The organism is Streptomyces sp. NPDC088261, assembly GCF_044740805.1.
Lineage (GTDB): Bacteria > Actinomycetota > Actinomycetes > Streptomycetales > Streptomycetaceae > Streptomyces.
This window is the reverse complement of record NZ_JBIURL010000005.1, coordinates 259,128-274,770: the sequence shown is the minus strand read 5'-3', so window position 1 is coordinate 274,770 and position 15,643 is coordinate 259,128. Positions and strand designations below refer to the sequence as shown.

The 15,643-nt window shown below is 70.1% G+C and carries 20 protein-coding genes; 3 read left to right on the top strand and 17 right to left on the bottom strand.

The window, feature by feature from the left end; genetic code table 11:
- Positions 1 to 130: 130 nt before the first annotated feature.
- The 3 genes from ACIODU_RS13095 to ACIODU_RS13085 form a co-directional block, all read right to left on the bottom strand.
- Positions 131 to 367, bottom strand: a complete 237-nt coding sequence (locus tag ACIODU_RS13095; RefSeq protein WP_401767163.1) for a DUF397 domain-containing protein — start codon at positions 365 to 367, stop codon at positions 131 to 133.
- On the bottom strand, positions 367 to 1,227 hold the full coding sequence (locus tag ACIODU_RS13090) for a helix-turn-helix domain-containing protein (protein WP_401767161.1): 861 nt from the start codon (positions 1,225 to 1,227) through the stop codon (positions 367 to 369). Before ACIODU_RS13090 ends, ACIODU_RS13095 begins: the two co-directional genes overlap by 1 nt.
- 347 nt (positions 1,228 to 1,574) lie before the next feature.
- Entirely contained in the window at positions 1,575 to 2,033 is a 459-nt protein-coding gene (locus tag ACIODU_RS13085; RefSeq protein ID WP_401767160.1) for a DUF1772 domain-containing protein, read from the bottom strand.
- A gap of 359 nt (positions 2,034 to 2,392) precedes the next feature.
- On the opposite strand from ACIODU_RS13085, the gene ACIODU_RS13080 reads away from it, so the two are divergent.
- Complete coding sequence (locus ACIODU_RS13080; RefSeq protein ID WP_401767158.1) at positions 2,393 to 3,097, top strand: DNA-binding response regulator; 705 nt, start codon at positions 2,393 to 2,395, stop codon at positions 3,095 to 3,097.
- A gap of 65 nt (positions 3,098 to 3,162) precedes the next feature.
- On the opposite strand, the gene ACIODU_RS13075 is transcribed toward ACIODU_RS13080, so the two are convergent.
- Together ACIODU_RS13075 and ACIODU_RS13070 are read right to left on the bottom strand one after the other, a co-directional pair.
- Complete coding sequence (locus ACIODU_RS13075) at positions 3,163 to 4,098, bottom strand: ABC transporter permease (RefSeq protein WP_401767156.1); 936 nt, start codon at positions 4,096 to 4,098, stop codon at positions 3,163 to 3,165.
- On the bottom strand, positions 4,095 to 6,734 hold the full coding sequence (locus ACIODU_RS13070; RefSeq protein ID WP_401767154.1) for an alpha/beta fold hydrolase: 2,640 nt from the start codon (positions 6,732 to 6,734) through the stop codon (positions 4,095 to 4,097). The genes ACIODU_RS13075 and ACIODU_RS13070 overlap by 4 nt, the downstream gene beginning before the upstream one ends.
- A gap of 375 nt (positions 6,735 to 7,109) precedes the next feature.
- On the opposite strand from ACIODU_RS13070, the gene ACIODU_RS13065 reads away from it, so the two are divergent.
- The gene (locus ACIODU_RS13065) at positions 7,110 to 8,288 is read left to right on the top strand and encodes a S8 family peptidase (protein WP_401767152.1); all 1,179 of its coding nucleotides are present in this window, start codon (positions 7,110 to 7,112) and stop codon (positions 8,286 to 8,288) included.
- 63 nt (positions 8,289 to 8,351) lie between these two features.
- Here the strand turns inward: ACIODU_RS13065 and ACIODU_RS13060 are convergent, their stop codons facing one another.
- The 11 genes from ACIODU_RS13060 to ACIODU_RS13010 form a co-directional block, all read right to left on the bottom strand.
- A complete protein-coding gene (locus tag ACIODU_RS13060; RefSeq protein WP_401767358.1) occupies positions 8,352 to 9,401 on the bottom strand; it encodes a bile acid:sodium symporter family protein in 1,050 nt (349 codons plus the stop codon).
- Position 9,402: 1 nt separating this feature from the next.
- Positions 9,403 to 9,750, bottom strand: coding sequence for a hypothetical protein (locus ACIODU_RS13055; protein WP_401767150.1), 348 nt, complete (start codon positions 9,748 to 9,750; stop codon positions 9,403 to 9,405).
- A gap of 29 nt (positions 9,751 to 9,779) precedes the next feature.
- Positions 9,780 to 10,646 carry an oxaloacetate decarboxylase gene (locus tag ACIODU_RS13050; RefSeq protein WP_401767148.1) on the bottom strand — a complete coding sequence of 289 codons (867 nt, stop codon included), beginning with the start codon at positions 10,644 to 10,646 and terminating at the stop codon, positions 9,780 to 9,782.
- Positions 10,647 to 10,876: 230 nt separating this feature from the next.
- On the bottom strand, positions 10,877 to 11,515 hold the full coding sequence (locus ACIODU_RS13045) for a DUF4291 domain-containing protein (RefSeq protein ID WP_401767146.1): 639 nt from the start codon (positions 11,513 to 11,515) through the stop codon (positions 10,877 to 10,879).
- A 34-nt stretch (positions 11,516 to 11,549) separates the two neighbouring features.
- A complete protein-coding gene (locus ACIODU_RS13040) occupies positions 11,550 to 12,296 on the bottom strand; it encodes a phosphotransferase family protein (protein ID WP_401767145.1) in 747 nt (248 codons plus the stop codon).
- Positions 12,297 to 12,370: 74 nt separating this feature from the next.
- On the bottom strand, positions 12,371 to 12,559 hold the full coding sequence (locus ACIODU_RS13035) for a DUF397 domain-containing protein (protein ID WP_401767143.1): 189 nt from the start codon (positions 12,557 to 12,559) through the stop codon (positions 12,371 to 12,373).
- A 40-nt stretch (positions 12,560 to 12,599) separates the two neighbouring features.
- The gene (locus ACIODU_RS13030) at positions 12,600 to 12,797 is read right to left on the bottom strand and encodes a DUF397 domain-containing protein (protein WP_401767141.1); all 198 of its coding nucleotides are present in this window, start codon (positions 12,795 to 12,797) and stop codon (positions 12,600 to 12,602) included.
- 39 nt (positions 12,798 to 12,836) lie between these two features.
- Positions 12,837 to 13,028 (bottom strand): DUF397 domain-containing protein, encoded by a 192-nt coding sequence (locus tag ACIODU_RS13025; RefSeq protein ID WP_401767139.1) that lies wholly within the window; start codon positions 13,026 to 13,028, stop codon positions 12,837 to 12,839.
- Between the two features lie 40 nt (positions 13,029 to 13,068).
- Positions 13,069 to 13,260, bottom strand: a complete 192-nt coding sequence (locus tag ACIODU_RS13020; RefSeq protein ID WP_401767137.1) for a DUF397 domain-containing protein — start codon at positions 13,258 to 13,260, stop codon at positions 13,069 to 13,071.
- A 40-nt stretch (positions 13,261 to 13,300) separates the two neighbouring features.
- Positions 13,301 to 13,492 (bottom strand): DUF397 domain-containing protein, encoded by a 192-nt coding sequence (locus ACIODU_RS13015; protein ID WP_401767135.1) that lies wholly within the window; start codon positions 13,490 to 13,492, stop codon positions 13,301 to 13,303.
- Positions 13,479 to 14,303 (bottom strand): Scr1 family TA system antitoxin-like transcriptional regulator, encoded by an 825-nt coding sequence (locus ACIODU_RS13010; RefSeq protein WP_401767133.1) that lies wholly within the window; start codon positions 14,301 to 14,303, stop codon positions 13,479 to 13,481. Before ACIODU_RS13010 ends, ACIODU_RS13015 begins: the two co-directional genes overlap by 14 nt.
- A gap of 127 nt (positions 14,304 to 14,430) precedes the next feature.
- Between ACIODU_RS13010 and ACIODU_RS13005 the strand changes: the two genes are divergently transcribed.
- Entirely contained in the window at positions 14,431 to 14,841 is a 411-nt protein-coding gene (locus ACIODU_RS13005) for an ATP-binding protein (RefSeq protein ID WP_401767131.1), read from the top strand.
- 31 nt (positions 14,842 to 14,872) lie between these two features.
- Here ACIODU_RS13005 and ACIODU_RS13000 read toward each other — a convergent pair whose 3' ends face one another.
- Complete coding sequence (locus ACIODU_RS13000; RefSeq protein WP_401767129.1) at positions 14,873 to 15,643, bottom strand: BtpA/SgcQ family protein; 771 nt, start codon at positions 15,641 to 15,643, stop codon at positions 14,873 to 14,875.

Below are 15,643 nucleotides of genomic sequence, written 5' to 3'. Positions count from 1 at the left end.
GTCGAAGTCATCAGGACCGTCGTGGCCGTTGATGGCTTCGTCGAGGTCGTCGAAGGTGTCGACCGGGGGCGGGTCGGGGTCCGTCATGCGATCCATCCGTTTCTCGGGCGGCCCGGGCCGGGAGGCCGGCTCAGAGCAGGAAGTCGGCGAGGCCGTTCTTCGCCCCTTCGACAAAGCCCGCCATGGCGGCGACGGTGCAGATCAGGGCCGGACCCGTGGGATCCGAGGACTGGCGGACCGCGACGCGCCCGCCGTCCACCCGCTTGGCCTCCACACAACTGCCCCCGTTGGGACCGCTCCAGGGCCGCTCCCAGCCGTCGTCCCCCAGTGAGTCCGCCGGCATGCCGTTGAATATGTCCCGCATCATCAGAACTCCTTGCGTATTCCTTGGAGAAAGTCTCTTGTTCCGTCCACACCGGAGGCATGGACCGCCATGGTGTCCAGGACTTCCAGATAGGCGGCGACGTCGGGGCGCTGGTCCATATAGACCGCGCCGGTGAGATTCTCGGTGTACACGATGTCCGGCAGATCGGGGAGATCGAACCGGAAGAGATGGAACGGCCCGAACGCGCCGAGGTGCGGACCGATCGAGAACGGCATGATCTGGAGCGTCACATTCGGCCGGGACGCCAACTCGATCAGCCGGTCGATCTGCCCGCGCATGACGTCCACTCCCCCGACGGGCCTGCGCAACACCGCTTCCTCCATGAGGATCCAGAGAATCGGCGCGTCGGCTTTCGTGAGCAACTGCTGGCGTTTGGCGCGGAGTGCCACGCGCCGTTCCAGCTCGGCGGGATTGCGGTGCGCGCCGGCGCTCAGGACGGCGCGGGCGTACTCCTCCGTCTGCAACAGGCCGGGGACGTAGTGCGGTTCGTACGTCCTGATCAGGCGCGCCTCGTCCTCCAGGCTGACGTAGGCGCTGAACCAGCTGGGCAGGACGTCGCGGTAACGGTGCCACCAGCCGGGCTTGTTGGCCGCCTTGACCAGCTCGACGAATTCCTCGGCCTCCGGCGCCCTCACTCCGTACGCCGTCAGGAGCAGCCGGACATACGGGAGTTTGAGGCCTACTTCGGAATTTTCCATCCGCCGGACGGTGAGGGGGGTCACGTCCAGGATTTCGGCCGCCGCCTCGCGGGACACCCGGGCTTTCTCACGCAGAGCACCGAGTCGCTTACCGAGAAGCATACGCAGGACCGTGGGAGCGGTTCCCGTACGGGAGTCACTCACGTGCCGCCTCCTGACGCCGACTCATTGGGCCGATTCTGGCAGGTGGGCCGGGCTCGAACCAGTGTGGTCGGGCGCATTCTGAAATTATCAGAGCGATCAGTTGCGAGTGGATAGTCCCAGCCCGCATAGTGAGCGCGTGACGCGGACCACGGATCGACCCGCCCGTCCTCGATTCCGTTCGGCTGCCCGCCCGGTGACGGCGGGTCACACCGCCCGGGTCACCCTCCCCATGGACCGCGCCTCGGCGTGACCATCGGAGTCCGCTGACCGACGCCACGGGGGGCCGGTCAGCGGACTCTGCTGTACGGGCCGCTGTACGGGGAGTGCTGTGAGGTCGTCGCCGGGACTCAGGACAGCGTCGCGCTGACCACGAGGACGAAGGCGGCCACGGAGAACAGCGTGCGGACACGGTGGAACGCGTTCCAGCGACCCTCGAAGGCGAGGCGCGCCGCACGGGCCGGCGCCGGGGACGACTCCAGCTGGTTGTTGAGCGGTACGTTGCCGCCGATGGTCACCAGGTGATTGATCACCGCGCACACCAGTCCGGCCACCAGCAGCCACTTCTGGTTGTCCGAGCGGCCGTCGACGGGGACGGCCAGCGCCGCCGAGGGGAAGCCCACGATGGCGAAGAAGGTCAGCAGGAAGACCGGGCGCGGCACCTGCCGGTTGACCAGGCGCATGGCCGGGACGAACTGCTCGTCCGTCAGCTTGCCCAGGGCAGGCATGATGCCGGTCTGAAAGATCAGGAAGTAGCCCGCGAACAGACCGGTGGATATCGCGGAGAGAGCGAGCAGCAAGGTGGCCATGACGGACATCATGTCGCAGGAAACGGTCGCACCGGCGCGGTTCTTGAGCACTTTTCGAAGACGCGGGCATGCCGCTGGCATGGAGTCGCCACTCTCTGAACTGGCACTTGTCACGGAGCGCAATCGTGTGCGTACATGGAGTGGCGTACGGCTCCGAGGGGATGCGGGGGTGGTCAGCCGTGGCGGAGGTCTCAGGTGCGGTTCTCAATCGGTCCGCGCTGTCGCCGGCGCAGTCGAAGGGGACAGTGACAAGGAGCATCACGCAGGCGGGCACGACGGGCGTGATGGGCGTGACAGGCATGTCCGCGGGGATGGACCCGCTCCGGACGCCGGGCCGGCCGATCCGGGGGATACGGGAAGTGACGGCCACGCTCACGGCGTTGGTGCGGTCGGCCCGCCGGGAATTCCTGATCTTCGACGATCCGGGAAGCTGTCTGGGGCAGGGGATTCCCGAGCAGTTCCTCGACTTCGCCGACTGCTGCGTACGGGCGGCGGGTGAGCGGCTCCCGCCGGACGCCGGGCCCGGCGGCAGGGCGGGCGGCAGGGCGGGCGGCAAGCCCGAGGGCCGCGCGGCGGCGCGGGCTCCCGCGATCACCGTGCGGCGGATCGTGCCGAGACAGGGCCTGGCGGGGCTGCCGTTGCCCGCGCCGTGGCCGCTGCCGGGCCGGGCCAGACAGACGGATTCCATCCCGTTCAAGATGATCCTGGTGGACCGTGCGGTGGCCGCCGTGCCCCTCGATCTCCAACTGCACTACAACGGCGTGCTGCTGATCCGTGACCCCGTGATCGTCCAGGCCCTGGTCCGTACGCACCAGCTGTGGTGGGAGACCGGCGAGGAGCTGCCCACCGACCCGCTCTCGGTGTCGGCCCCCGGGGTGCTGCCCGAGTCGTTGCGGCCGGTGCTGGAGGCTCTTCTGGCGGGCCTGACGGACGAGGCGGCGGCGACCAGGCTGGGCATGTCGGGGCGTACGTACAGCAGGCGGGTGTGCGACCTGCTCACCGCCCTCGGCACGACGAGCCGCTTCCGGGCGGGCGCGGAAGCGGCTCGTCGGGGGTGGATCTGATGGGGGCGCTCGATGTGACGCGGTGGCGCGGTCGGATGGGGAAGCCGGATCTGCCTGGGTGCCGCCTAGGACACGACGTCCTTGCGGGAGAAGCCCCGGAAGGCCAGGGCGAACAGCACCACGGCGTACGTCACCGAGATCGCCGTGCCCTTGAGCATGCCGCCCCATTCCAGCTGCGGCTGGAGCGCGTCGGCCCACGCGAACTGCCAGTGGGCGGGCAGGAAGTCCCGCCAGGACCCGAGCGCGGTCACGGCGTCCAGCACGTTGCCGATGATCGTGAGCCCCACCGCGCCGCCGACCGCGCCGAGGGGAGCGTCGGTCTTCGTCGACAGCCAGAAGGCGAGCGCCGCCGTGACCAGTTGGGAGACGAAGATGAAGGCGACCACCAGCGCCAGCCTCGGCACGGTCTCCCCGGCGGCCAGGGAGCCACCGGCCGGCAGCTCCAACGGCCCCCACCCGTAGGCCACCGTGCCCGCCGCCAGGCCGACCACCGGGAGCAGCAACATCGCCGCCGCGCTCATGGTGAGCGCGACCACGAGCTTGCTCCAGAGCAGCCGGGCCCGGGGCACGGGCGCGGCCAGCAGATAGCGCAACGAGGACCAGCTGGCCTCGGAGGCGACGGTGTCGCCGTGGAAGAGCGCGACGGGCACCACGAGCAGGAAGCCCGCCGAGACGAAGAGACAGGTGGCGGCGAAGTTCGCGCCGGAGGCGGTCGCGGTGTCCATCAGGTTCAGCCGGCCGCCACCGCCGTCCCCGTCACTGTCGCCGCCGGGGGTGCCCCCGATGGCGAAGGCGACGATCAGGACAAACGGAAGGAGACCGAGGATGGCGCCCATCACGAGGGTGCGGCGCCGCTTGAGCTGGCGCAGCGCCTCGACCCGCAGGGGCAGCGTGTGGCGGGACCGGTAGCCGGGGGCCGACTCGGTGGCCGGGGCCCCGACGGGACCGGCGGACCCTCCGGGCCCGGCGGCTCCCGCCGCCGGTTCGGTCAGCGCGCTCATGCGGAGCCTCCTGAGATCAGGGTGAGGAACGCGTCCTCGAGGCGGCGGTGCGGTCCGACCCCCGTCAGCGACACGTCGAGCCGGACCAGTTCGGTGATGAGGGCACCCGTCGACAGCGTCCCGCCGAGGGCGACCAGCAGTCCGTCGTCCGTCCGGACGGCGGAGCCGATCCCCGGCAGGGCGGCGATCTTCTCCAGGACGGGTTCGGGCACGGGCTCGGCGGTGGTGACGAGCAGGGTGTCGCCGGAGCCGGTGATCTCCGCGACCGGACCGGCCTGGATCAGCCGGCCCTGGTGCATGACGACCAGATGCGTGCAGGACTGTTCGACCTCGGAGAGGAGGTGGCTGGAGACGATGACCGTCCTGCCGCCCGCCGCGTACCTGATCATCACGTCCCTCATCTCCCGGATCTGGGGCGGGTCGAGACCGTTGGTCGGCTCGTCCAGGATCAGGAGGTCCGGCATACCGAGCATGGCCTGCGCGATGGCGAGCCGCTGCCGCATGCCCTGCGAGTAGGTGCGTACGGCGCGGGCGAGCGCGTCCCCGAGTCCGGCGATCTTCAGGGCCTCCTCGATGTGGGAGTCCTCGCCGGGGCGGCCGGTCGCCTGCCAGTACAGCTCCAGGTTGGCCCGGCCCGACAGGTGCGGCAGGAAGCCCGCGCCCTCGACGAACGAGCCGACCCGCGACAGCACGGGTGCGCCCGGCCGGATCGCGTGGCCGAACACCCGGATCTCCCCGGCGTCCGGGGCGATGAGTCCCATCAGCATGCGCAGGGTGGTGGTCTTGCCGGCGCCGTTCGGGCCCAGCAGACCGAGCACCTGCCCCTTTTCGACCTGGAAGGAGAGGTCACGGACGGCATAGCGGTCGGCGGACTTGGCGTAACGCTTGGTCAGGCCGGTGATCCGGAGGGGCACCTGGGCGAGCGCCGGGTCGGGCGCGGGCGCGTGGGTGCGGCGCCGGGCGGTGAGCAGGAGGGCGGCGGCGATCAGGACGCCGAGGGCCGGGAGTCCCCAGACCCACCAGGGCAGCGTGGTGGCCGCGGTGGTGAGGCCGGGCACGGTCGGGACGGTCAGCGGGCTGTCCACGGAGACCCGGTAGGTGGCGGGGACGACCGGGGAGGCGTAGCCGAGGTCGGTGGCGGCGAGGACGACCCGGAGGCGGTGGCCGGCGTCGACCTCGTGGTCGACGGCGGGCATGGTCAGCTCGACGGCCTTGCCCTGCCGGGCGCCCTCGACCTTGACCGGGGCGACGAGCTGGGAGGGCAGGACCTGCTGTCTGCCGTCGGGGCCGACGTCGTACACCTTGCCGAAGAGCACGGCGTCGCCGGTGTCGGAGGTGACGGTGACCCGGACGGTCGGTGAGCCGGTGATCCGCAGGGCCTCGCCGAGCGGCCGGGAGTCGAAGCTCGCGTACTGGCCGGGGAAGTCGAGGGAGAGCCCGACGCCGAGCGACGACAGCTGGGAGAGTCCGCCGCCGAGACCGGGGACGGCGGAGATGGCGGGCGGGCTGGCGCCGGGCGGGTTGGCGAAGGTCTTGGTGCCGCCGCTCAGCGGGATGTCGGTGCCGCCGCTCTCCAGGCCCGGGTAGCGTCCGCCGGTCGCGCCGCGCAACAGGGCCTGGCCGTCGGTGGAGTCGACGCCTCCGGTCCGGCTGACGCGGAAGGCGGGTCCGGTGTCGGCGTTCTTGTCGTCCTTGAGGTAGCGGTCGAACCACGAGGTGATCCGGCTCTCCACCCGTCCGGTCTCCGGGTCCCCGCCGTCGTGGCCGCCCTGCTTCCAGTCGACGTCGACCGGTGCGCCGTTGGCGCTGATGGCCTTGGCCATCGCGTCGGCCTGGCCGAGGGGGAAGAGCGAGTCGTTCTGTCCCTGGACGATCAGCGCCGGCACGTCGATGCGGTCGCCGACGGCGGAGGGGCTGCGCTGCTCCAGCATCGTGCGGGCGGCGGCGTCCGGGGTGCCGGAGACGGCGACCCGCTGGTACATGTCACACAGCTGCTTCTCGTAGGTGGCGCAGCCCCCGCCGCCGACGGAGAAGAAGATCCCGGCCCAGAGCTTCTTGAAGACCCCGTCGGGGAACAGCGCGTCGGCTAGGTTCCAGTAGGTGATCTGGGGGGCGATCGCGTCGACCCGCTTGTCGTGGCCGGCGGCAAGGAGGGAGACCGCTCCGCCGTACGACTGCCCGGTGATCCCGACGCGGGGATCGCCCGCCTTGTCGAGCTCGACCTCCGGCCGCTTCGCCAGCCAGTCGATCATCCGGGACACGTCCTTGACCTCGTGGTCGGGGTCGTTGAGCCCGATCTTGCCGGTGGACTTCCCGAAGCCTCGCGCCGACCAGGTCAGCACGGCGTACCCGTCCCGGGCGAGTTTCTCCGCCTGGGCCCGTACGTCGTCCTTGCTGCCGCCGAAGCCGTGCCCGATCAGCACGGCGGGCCTGCGCCCGGTGCCGGAGGTGAAGTACGAGGTGTCGATCGTGGCGCCGGGCATGTCCATGGTCCGGTCCTGCCGGCGCACGGTGGGCGCGTCGTCGGAGGCGACGGCGGTCCAGGTTCCGGCGCCGACCAGCACCAGAGCGGCGGCCGCGCCCGCGAGCCATCGTGCACGCGGCCGGGGCCCGCGGCGTGGGGGTGGGGTCTCCATGTCTGAACCCTAAGCGGGCTCCGAGCCGTACAGCGCTGACACCGGGCTGAACCGGGCGGCATCCTCAAGGAGTACGCGGAAGGCCCGCCGTACACCAGGCGCGGTAGTGGGCGCGCGGCCGATATGAGCCCGTCCGGCGATCGAGGACATCGGTGACCGCGCCGCCCCGCGGACGGTGGCGCGCAAACGTCGGCCGGTATTGGCATCTTGTGCACCTCCGGGTCACGCGAGACGCTGACGCGCATCCCCACCCCGTACGCCACGCACCTTGCGGCACCCGCACGCCGCGCACCGCGCACCGCACTACGTGCGTACCCGCACCCCGCACCCCGTACTTGCCCGCAATCCGGACAACGAAAGGTCAGGTGCACGACAATGCCATCCTCTGTACGCCGCCTCGGCGCGCTGATCCCCGTGATCGCCCTCGCCGCCGGTCTCCAGTTCGCCGCGGCCCCCACCGCACAGAGCGCGCCCACCGGCGAGGTCCGTCTCGCCGCCGCCGGCACGGCCGTCGAGAACAGCTGGATCGTCATCCTCAAGGACGGTTCCACCAGCGCCGCCGATCTGGGCGCCACCCCGCAACACGTCTACCGCACCGCCCTCAAGGGCTTCTCCACGACGATGTCCACGGCCGCCGCGCGGAAGCTGGCCGCCGACCCCCGGGTGTCGTACGTCGAGCAGAACGCGACCGTCCGCCTCAACGCCACGCAGGCGAACCCGACCTGGGGTCTCGACCGGGTCGACCAGCGTGACCTGCCGCTGTCGGCGTCGTACACGTACAACACGACGGCGTCGAACGTGAACGCGTACATCATCGACACCGGGATCCGCACCACGCACGCCGATTTCGGCGGCCGGGCGTCGGTCGGTACGGACACCGTCGGCGGCGGCCAGAACGGCCAGGACTGCCAGGGCCACGGCACGCACGTCGCCGGGACGGTCGGCGGCGGTACGTACGGGGTCGCGAAGGGCGTCAAGCTCATCGCCGTACGGGTCCTGAACTGCCAGGGGTCCGGTACGACGGCCGGGGTCGCCGCCGGGATCGACTGGGTGACGGCCAACGCCGTGAAGCCCGCCATCGCCAACATGAGCCTGGGCGGCGGCGCGGACACCGTCCTCGACAACGCGGTGCGCAGGTCGATCGCCAGCGGCATCACGTACGCCATCGCGGCGGGCAACGGCAACGCGCTCGGCACTCCGCAGAACGCGTGCAACTACTCGCCGGCCCGGGTCGCGGAGGCGATCACCGTCGGCGCGACGGACAGCACGGACCGGCGGGCGTCGTTCTCCAACTTCGGTACGTGCGTGGACCTGTTCGCGCCGGGGGTGAGCATCACGTCGGCCTGGCGGACCAGCGACACCGCCACGAACACGATCTCGGGTACGTCGATGGCCACCCCGCACACCGCGGGGGTGGGCGCGCTGTACCTGGCGACGCACCCGACGGCGACTCCGCAGCAGGTGAGGGACGCGCTGGTGGCCGGCGCGACGAACAACAAGGTCATCAACCCGGGCACGGGCTCCCCGAACAAGCTGCTGTACTCGCTGTTCTGAGCCGTCCGAGCCGTGAAACTCCGACCGCGGAGTGCCCGTCGATCGGGCACTCCGCGGTCCTGGTCAGGCGACCGGCCCCGGCGCGCGGAGACCTGCGGGGGCGGGCACGGTGACCGGCGAGGGTTCGGACGCGCGGGACCAGCGGTTCGCGATCACCGAGCAGACCGCGAGCTGGAGTTGGTGGTAGAGCATCAGCGGGAGGATCACGAGCCCGGCCGATCCCCCGAACAGCACCGCCGCCATGGGCAGTCCCGTCGCGAGGCTCTTGTTGGAGCCGCAGAACACGACGGTGACGCGGTCCTCCCGGCTGAACCCGAGGCGCCGGGCGGCGAAGGACGTGGTGGCGAGCGCCACCGCCAGCAGGAGTCCGGTCAGACAGAACAGCGCGATCAGCCGGCCAGGGGTCACCTGGTGCCAGATCCCCTGCGCCATGCCCCTGCTGAAGGCCGTGTAGACCACAAGGAGGATCACTCCCCGGTCCAGGAGGCTGAGCGACTTCTTGTGGCGCGCGATGAACGCGCCGATCCAGCGGCGTACCAACTGCCCCGCCAGGAAGGGCAGAAGCAGCTGGGAGGCGATGGACAGCAGGCCGTGGTGCGAGAACCCGACGTCGGAGCCGACCAGCCAGGCCGCCAGCAGCGGGGTGGCGATCATCCCGAACAGACTGGAGTACGTGCCGGCGCAGACGGCGGCCGGGACGTTGCCGCGCGCCGTGGAGGTCAGCGTGATCGACGACTGGATGGTCGAGGGGACCACACAGAGGAAGAGCAGACCGATGTAGAGCCGTTCCGTGAGCAGATGGGGGACGAGGAAGCCGGCCGCCAGCCCCAGGAGCGGGAAGAGCACGAAGGTGCTCGCGCCGACCGTGAGGTGGAGCTTCCACTGCCGCAGTCCGTCCACCACCTCGCGGGTGGAGAGCCTGGCGCCGTAGAGGAAGAACAGCAGGGCGATGGCGACGTCCGCCGTGCCCTCGGCGAGCGTGGCGCCCCGGCCGGTCGCGGGCAGGAGCACCGCCAGCCCGACCGTACCGAGGAGGGCCACGACGTACGGGTCGACCGCCCTCGGCAGGCGGCGCGGCCGGGAGGGGCGTGAGGGTGAGGCCGGGGTCGTCATCTCACTCACTGCCCTCGCCCTGCCAGGGCGGATGCCCGACCGCGACCGCGTCCGGTCCCGACACCTCGCGCGATTCCACGTCGATGGCGCCGCCGCCCCCGTCGTGGTCGCTGCCCGCCGTGCCCTTGCTGTGCAGCAGGGTGTTGAACGTCCGGTCGATCTCCAGGATCGAGTCCCGGGACGAGTTGTCGACCACCAGCAGCCCGATGGTCTGACCGGGGCGCGCCCGGTCCTCCGACTCGTCATCGCTGTCATCGCCGTCGTCGAGGGCGTGCGCGACGGGAGGGGGCAGTGTGTCGTCCGCCGCGTGCGCGGCGGCCGCGCCGTACAGCAGGCTCGCGGCCGCCACGACAAGAAGCCCGGTGGAGCGCAATTGATTCACTGGGCCGGGACCGGTGCGCGGTGTTCGTGGTGCCTGCTGATGTTCTTCTCCAGCAGTTCCGTGGCCGCCTTGACCCCGATGGCGCCGGTGTGCGCCATGGCGGGCAGCCGCCCGTCGGCCGCTTTCAGTTCGAGCAGCGCGCTGTCGATCGCGCTGTGCGCGGCGAAAAGGCACGGGGTGCTGTAAATGGCCACGTCGACGTGGAGATCGGTGAGTTCGGTCAGCGAAAGGCGGGGCGACTTCCCTCCCGCGATCTGGTTGAACAGGAGCGGCTTCGAGCCGACGACTTCGCGAATACGGCTGATCCATTCGACGCTGCGCACGCCGTCCACGAGGACGACGTCCGCGTCCGTCTCCGCGAGTGCGGCGGCGCGGCGGATGATCTCGGATTCCTCGGTGGCGTCGGTACGCGCGACGACGAGCAGGTCCCGCCGGCTCTCCAGCACGAGGTCCAGCTTCTCCAGGTACCCCTCCAGCGGCAGGATCTGCTTGCCGTCCGCGTGCCCGCACCTCCGGGGTCTCTTCTGGTCCTCCAGGATCACGCCCGACGCCCCGGCCCGCTCCAGGCGTTGCACCACGTGGCAGGCCACTTCGGGGTCCACGTACCCGTCGTCGATGTCGACCAGCAGGTGGTGCGTGGGGAAGGCGAGACGCAGCCGCTCGGTGAACTCCACCATGTCGGGCCAGGCGATGAATCCGATGTCGGGCAGCCCGTAGTGCGAGGCGGCGAAGCCGAATCCGGAGACGAAGAATCCGTCGTAGTGCTGGGCCGCGATGGAGGCCGAATACATGTCGTAGATGCCGATGAGGGGCGTGGTGCCCGGCGCTTGGACAGCGGCTCGTAAATCGGTTCCGTACTGCATGCGCACTCCTCGGTAAAGAAATCGGCCGCGGGTCGGCCGACGTTCTGATCTCAAATGTTCCAGAGACTCAAGGAATAGTAAAACCAAACGCGAATGCAGCACCCGTTTGAAGAAACAAAGCAGGTCACAGCCATACCTACGAATTTCAGACCACAGTACGAACCGTGACGGAAGTTTCGTTTCTCTGCCACGCGGAATGGGGCGTGAAGAATATTATCCGCGATGCGCCGTCACGACAAAAGAAGCGCCGTGGCGACGGATCTGTCGTACGGGTACGGAGTCTCCGCCGGCAACAGCGAGGCGGCGGTTACCAGTTCGCCGGCGCGCACGTGTTCGTGCACGCGCCGGGCGAGGGGGGTCACGTCCGAGATGGCCACGGTCCACTCGTCCGCGTACTTCCGGGCGGCGTCCCCCGAGAGGCCGAGCTGAAGCGAGCGATAGGGCAGCGCGGAGAGCCGCAGATCCCGCTCGGGATCCCACTGCACGCGAGCGGGCGCCCGCTTCAACTCCCGCTTCCAGGAGACCTGATCGGCGTGCACGTCCCGGTCGTAGTGCGACAGACACGCGTGCCGCAGGGCCCAGTCGAACCCGTCCCGCGAGATCTCCACGGCGAGAACGGTCTCCTGCGCCTCCTTGAGCCCCCACCCGCAGCGGTACATCATCCAGAGGAACGAGGGCTTGATCCACGTCATCCGGTCCCGCTTCCACACGTCGGGAAACCGCCCGTCCCGCGCGGCGGGCAGCCCGATGGCCGGCGGGTACGCCTGGTAGACGGTGATCGTCTCAGCGGTGTGCAGCGCGCGGATCTGGCGCGTGGGTGTCGCCGACACCGGATCCCCGCCCTTGAGGGCGCGCTCACCACTGGTCATGTCGATGCGCCTCTGCGACGTCCGGATCGCGGCCTCACATCCGGGATCTCAGTACGTCCACCTCGCAGCCCGGCGCGAACGGGTCAAAGCCGTGCCCGGCCAGCCAGCGGATCACCAGCAGGCTGCGCACCGACCACCACGCGCGGATGACGTCTCGGTCGACGTCGGTGCCGTAGCCGGCGAGGACGTCGCCGAGGCGTTCCTCGTGTCCGAGCGTGAGGGTGGCGAGGTCGTACAGGGGATCGCCCTGCCCCGCCTCGGACCAGTCGATGATGCCGGTGACCTCGTCGTCCTCGGTGAAGACGTGCGTGATCTGGAGGTCGCCATGGGTGAACGCCGGGGTCCAGGGCCGGAACGCGGCCTCGGCGACCTCGCGGTTGCGGGTGACGAGGTCGGCGGGCAGGACACCGTCCGCCACGAGCCGCGCGCACTCGGCGTCGAGCTCTGCGGCCAGCTCGACCGGGTCCCGGCCGGCCCCGCCGGTCCTGGCCGGCAGCGGCGCGTCGTGCAGCTTCCGGATGGCGGCGCCTGCCGCGGCCCACGCGGCCCGGGACGCGGTCGACGGCTCACCGAGGACGCCGAGCGCGGTGCCCGGGACCGCGGCGATCGCCAGGACGGGCGGCTTGCGCCACAGCACCTCCGGTGTCGGGATCGGTACCAGGCTCATCGCCTCGACCTCGACGTCGATACGCGCCTGATCGGCGTCCACTTTCAGGAACACGTCACCGACACGCAGGGTCGCCCGCTCGGAATGAGCGACGACAACTTTGACCTCGTCCATGGGCAAGCAGTATCCCGGGGAGGGTCGTCCACGTCATCGGATTTTGCGCGGGCGCCCGCGCGGCTGACCAGTCCTCAGGCCAGTTCCCGGCCCTTGAGGGCTGCAACGAAGGAAGCCCAGGCCGGGGCCGGGAAGGCGAGCGCGGGCCCGTGGGGGTTCTTGGAGTCGCGCACGGGGACGTGGGCGTATCCGTCGGCCACCTCAAGGCAGTTGCCGTTGCCGCCCCCGCTGTAGCTCGACTTACGCCAGCGTTCATAGGTCACGTTCGCACTCCACTGCTACGGCCCCGGTCAGGGCAGGCGACTACGACAGTTCCCTGCCCTTGAGGGCTGCAACGAAGGAAGCCCAGGCCGGGGCCGGGAAGGCGAGCGCGGGGCCGTGGGGGTTCTTGGAGTCGCGCACGGGAACGTGCGCGTATCCGTCCGCGACCTCCAGGCACTCGCCCTGTGGGATTTCCCCACCGCTGTAGCTGGACTTCCGCCACTGCTCAGCGCTGATCATGTTCGTACTCCTTTGCCACGGCTCTGGCCGAGCCAGCGGCTACGAAAGGTCCCCGCCCTTGAGGGCGCCGACGAAGGAAGCCCAGGCCGGGGCCGGGAAGGCGAGCGCGGGGCCGTGCGGGTTCTTAGAGTCGCGGACGGGGACGTGGGTGTGTCCGTCTGCTACCTCCAAGCAGTCTCCGTTACTGGGGCCGCTGTAGCTGGACTTCCGCCAGTGCTCACTGTTGATCATGTTCGTCTTCCTTTGCTATGGCCCTGGTCAGGGCGAGCGACTACAACAGGTCTCCGCCCTTGAGGGCGGCAACAAAAACGGCCCACACCGGGGCCGGAAAAGCGAGCCTAGGGCCCTGGGGAATCTTGGAATCGCGCACAGGAACGTGCGCGTATCCGTCCGCGACCTCCAGGCACTCGCCACCGCCACCACCGCTGTAGCTGGACTTGCGCCAGTGCCCACTGCCGGTCAAGTTCGCACTCCTCGGTTACGGCCCTGGTCAAAGCCAGCGACTACGACAGATCCCCGCCCTTGAGGGCGGCCACGAAGGAGGCCCACGCCGGAGCCGGGAAAGCGAGTGCGGGCCCCTGGGGGTTCTTGGAGTCGCGGACGGGGACGTGCGCGTGTCCGTCCGCGACCTCCAGGCAGTCGCCGTTGCCGCCGCCGCTGTAGCTGGACTTGCGCCAGTGCTCACTGCCGGTCATTTTCGTATTCCTTTGCTACGGCCCTGGTCAGGGCAAGCGACTCCGACTGCGACAACGCATTTCCCAGAGCCATATCGTAGGCGGCCTGACAGTTGCTCACCAGAGCCGGATCGTCCATCAAGTTCCCTGTGTACAGCCCCTCGACGTAGGCGACAGGCGCCGTGTCCTTGAAGCTGAGCAAGGCGAGCGGGCTCTCCATCAGCGCATGCTCTCCGCCTCCGAAGGGCAGGACGTGGTACCTCAGCCGTCCCGCTTCGGCCAAGTCCGCGACCTTGTTGAGCTGCTGGGCCATGGCCTGCGAACCACCGACTCGCCGCCTCAGCACCCCCTCGTCCAACAGCGTCCACACTACGGGCCCTGACGGAGCTGCGAGGATCTGCGACCGTTCCATGCGATTGACGACACGCTGGTCAACGTCGGTGTCCCAGTGATTCGCCAGGTACGCGCGGAACACGGCACGCGCATACGCCTCCGTCTGGAGAAGACCCGGGATGAGCGAGAGTCCGTACTGCCGGATCTCCGTCGCCAGGCGCTCCAACTCGGCCACCGCCGCGAAGTAGTTCGCGAACTTCGGGTCCAGGTCCCCCAGCCACCGCAGGAAATACCCGTCCGTCCCCAGCGCCTGGTCCAGGCGCCTCGCGTCCTCTGGATTCGGTAAGCGGCGGCCCGCCTCGAAGTGGCTGATCAGCGTGGGCGAGCACACCACCACCTCGCTCAGCGCCTCCTGCGTCAGGCCCGCCGCCAGGCGGCGGAGTCGCAGTTCTTCGCCGTACTTCTCCCTCAGTGTCCGCGACTTCCGTGCCTCCGGCATGGGACCAGCTCCTCACTTGAAACGCGTGCTGTCAGGCGAAATCACCTAGAAGCGTAGCGAGTCAAGCTCCAGGCTGTGAGCGAATCATCACATTCAGCAACGGACTTGGACTTGGAGGGGCGGCCAGATGGCTCTCGACCCGAACGGCACCGTCGTCATGCGGTGGAGTCGGCATCCGCGATGTGTGGGGCTCGCGCGGCTGGAACTGCGCAAGGCGCTGCTGGGGTGGGGACTGTCGTCCTTGGAGGACTCCGCGCTGCTCGTTCTCTCCGAGCTGCTCACCAACGCGGCGCGGCACGCCCGGGTTTCGCCGGGGCGGGAGATCGAGACGCGGTTCTTCGGTACGCCAGGAGGTCTCCGGATCGAGGTCCACGACGCGTCCTCCGAGAAGCCCGAGCAGCGTACGCCGGATCTCGACGCCACCGACGGGCGCGGGCTCGTGCTGGTCGCCGCGCTGGCCGACGCCTGGGGGGTCAGTGACCGGCTCGGGCCCGGGAAGCTCGTGTGGGCCGAACTGGCTCCCCCACCGGAGAGTTGAGATCAACGACTACAGCCGGCCGCACACCGCGTCACGCGGCGAACCCCCTCGCCAGCGTCGCGTCGACCCGGGTGAAGTGCCCGCCGTCCTTCTTGAGCGCGCCCCCGATGATCGCCCCGTCCGCCCCCGCCCGGGTCGCCGCGATACTGGCGGGGCCGACCCGGCCCCCCACCACCAGCGGCGTGTCCGGCAGCGCTTCCCGGATACGGGCGATGGCGTCCAGCGCGTCCGCCACACCGGAGTCCTTGGTCACGACAAGGACGTCGGCGGCGCCGAACTTGACCGCCTCCACGGCGGCCCACACGTCGTCCGCGCCCCTGGCCAGCGGCAGGCTGGTCGCCTCGTTGACGTCGGCCCAGATCCGGACGTCGGCGCCGAGCCGGGCCCGAAGTTCGGCGGTGGCCAGGCCGCAGCCGGCCATGATCCCGTCCGGGCCCACCGCCGCACCGGTCAGCAGCTTGACCCGGATGAACGGCGCCCCCACGGCGTAGGCGACGGCGAGGGCGCCGGGACCGTCGTTGTGCGCGACGTTCACGCCCAGCGGCAGCGGGCTCGCGGCGCTCACCTCGGTGGCGACGCGCGTCATGATCGCGATGGTGGAGGGCGCGACCGTCGTCTGGGCGGGTACGTCGCAGGCGTTCTGGATCATGAGATGGGTGAACCCGGCGTCGGTGAGGGTGACCGCGTCGGCCACGGCCTGGTCGATGATCTCCGACAGCGGTGTCCCCCGGTAGTTGGGGATGCCCGGCAGCGGGGGGAGATGGACCATCCCCACCAGCCGGAAGGCGGGTGTCTCGGTCAT

Coding starts and splice junctions, on each gene's coding strand:
- ACIODU_RS13095 (WP_401767163.1), bottom strand. CDS start 367: ATGATGCGGGACATATTCAACGGCATGCCGGCGGACTCACTGGGGGAC.
- ACIODU_RS13085 (WP_401767160.1), bottom strand. CDS start 2,033: ATGGCCACCTTGCTGCTCGCTCTCTCCGCGATATCCACCGGTCTGTTC.
- ACIODU_RS13075 (WP_401767156.1), bottom strand. CDS start 4,098: ATGAGCGCGCTGACCGAACCGGCGGCGGGAGCCGCCGGGCCCGGAGGG.
- ACIODU_RS13070 (WP_401767154.1), bottom strand. CDS start 6,734: ATGGAGACCCCACCCCCACGCCGCGGGCCCCGGCCGCGTGCACGATGG.
- ACIODU_RS13065 (WP_401767152.1), top strand. CDS start 7,110: ATGCCATCCTCTGTACGCCGCCTCGGCGCGCTGATCCCCGTGATCGCC.
- ACIODU_RS13060 (WP_401767358.1), bottom strand. CDS start 9,401: ATGACGACCCCGGCCTCACCCTCACGCCCCTCCCGGCCGCGCCGCCTG.
- ACIODU_RS13050 (WP_401767148.1), bottom strand. CDS start 10,646: ATGCAGTACGGAACCGATTTACGAGCCGCTGTCCAAGCGCCGGGCACC.
- ACIODU_RS13045 (WP_401767146.1), bottom strand. CDS start 11,515: ATGACCAGTGGTGAGCGCGCCCTCAAGGGCGGGGATCCGGTGTCGGCG.
- ACIODU_RS13040 (WP_401767145.1), bottom strand. CDS start 12,296: ATGGACGAGGTCAAAGTTGTCGTCGCTCATTCCGAGCGGGCGACCCTG.
- ACIODU_RS13030 (WP_401767141.1), bottom strand. CDS start 12,797: ATGATCAGCGCTGAGCAGTGGCGGAAGTCCAGCTACAGCGGTGGGGAA.
- ACIODU_RS13025 (WP_401767139.1), bottom strand. CDS start 13,028: ATGATCAACAGTGAGCACTGGCGGAAGTCCAGCTACAGCGGCCCCAGT.
- ACIODU_RS13015 (WP_401767135.1), bottom strand. CDS start 13,492: ATGACCGGCAGTGAGCACTGGCGCAAGTCCAGCTACAGCGGCGGCGGC.
- ACIODU_RS13010 (WP_401767133.1), bottom strand. CDS start 14,303: ATGCCGGAGGCACGGAAGTCGCGGACACTGAGGGAGAAGTACGGCGAA.
- ACIODU_RS13005 (WP_401767131.1), top strand. CDS start 14,431: ATGGCTCTCGACCCGAACGGCACCGTCGTCATGCGGTGGAGTCGGCAT.
- ACIODU_RS13000 (WP_401767129.1), bottom strand. CDS start 15,643: ATGACCGAGACACCCGCCTTCCGGCTGGTGGGGATGGTCCATCTCCCC.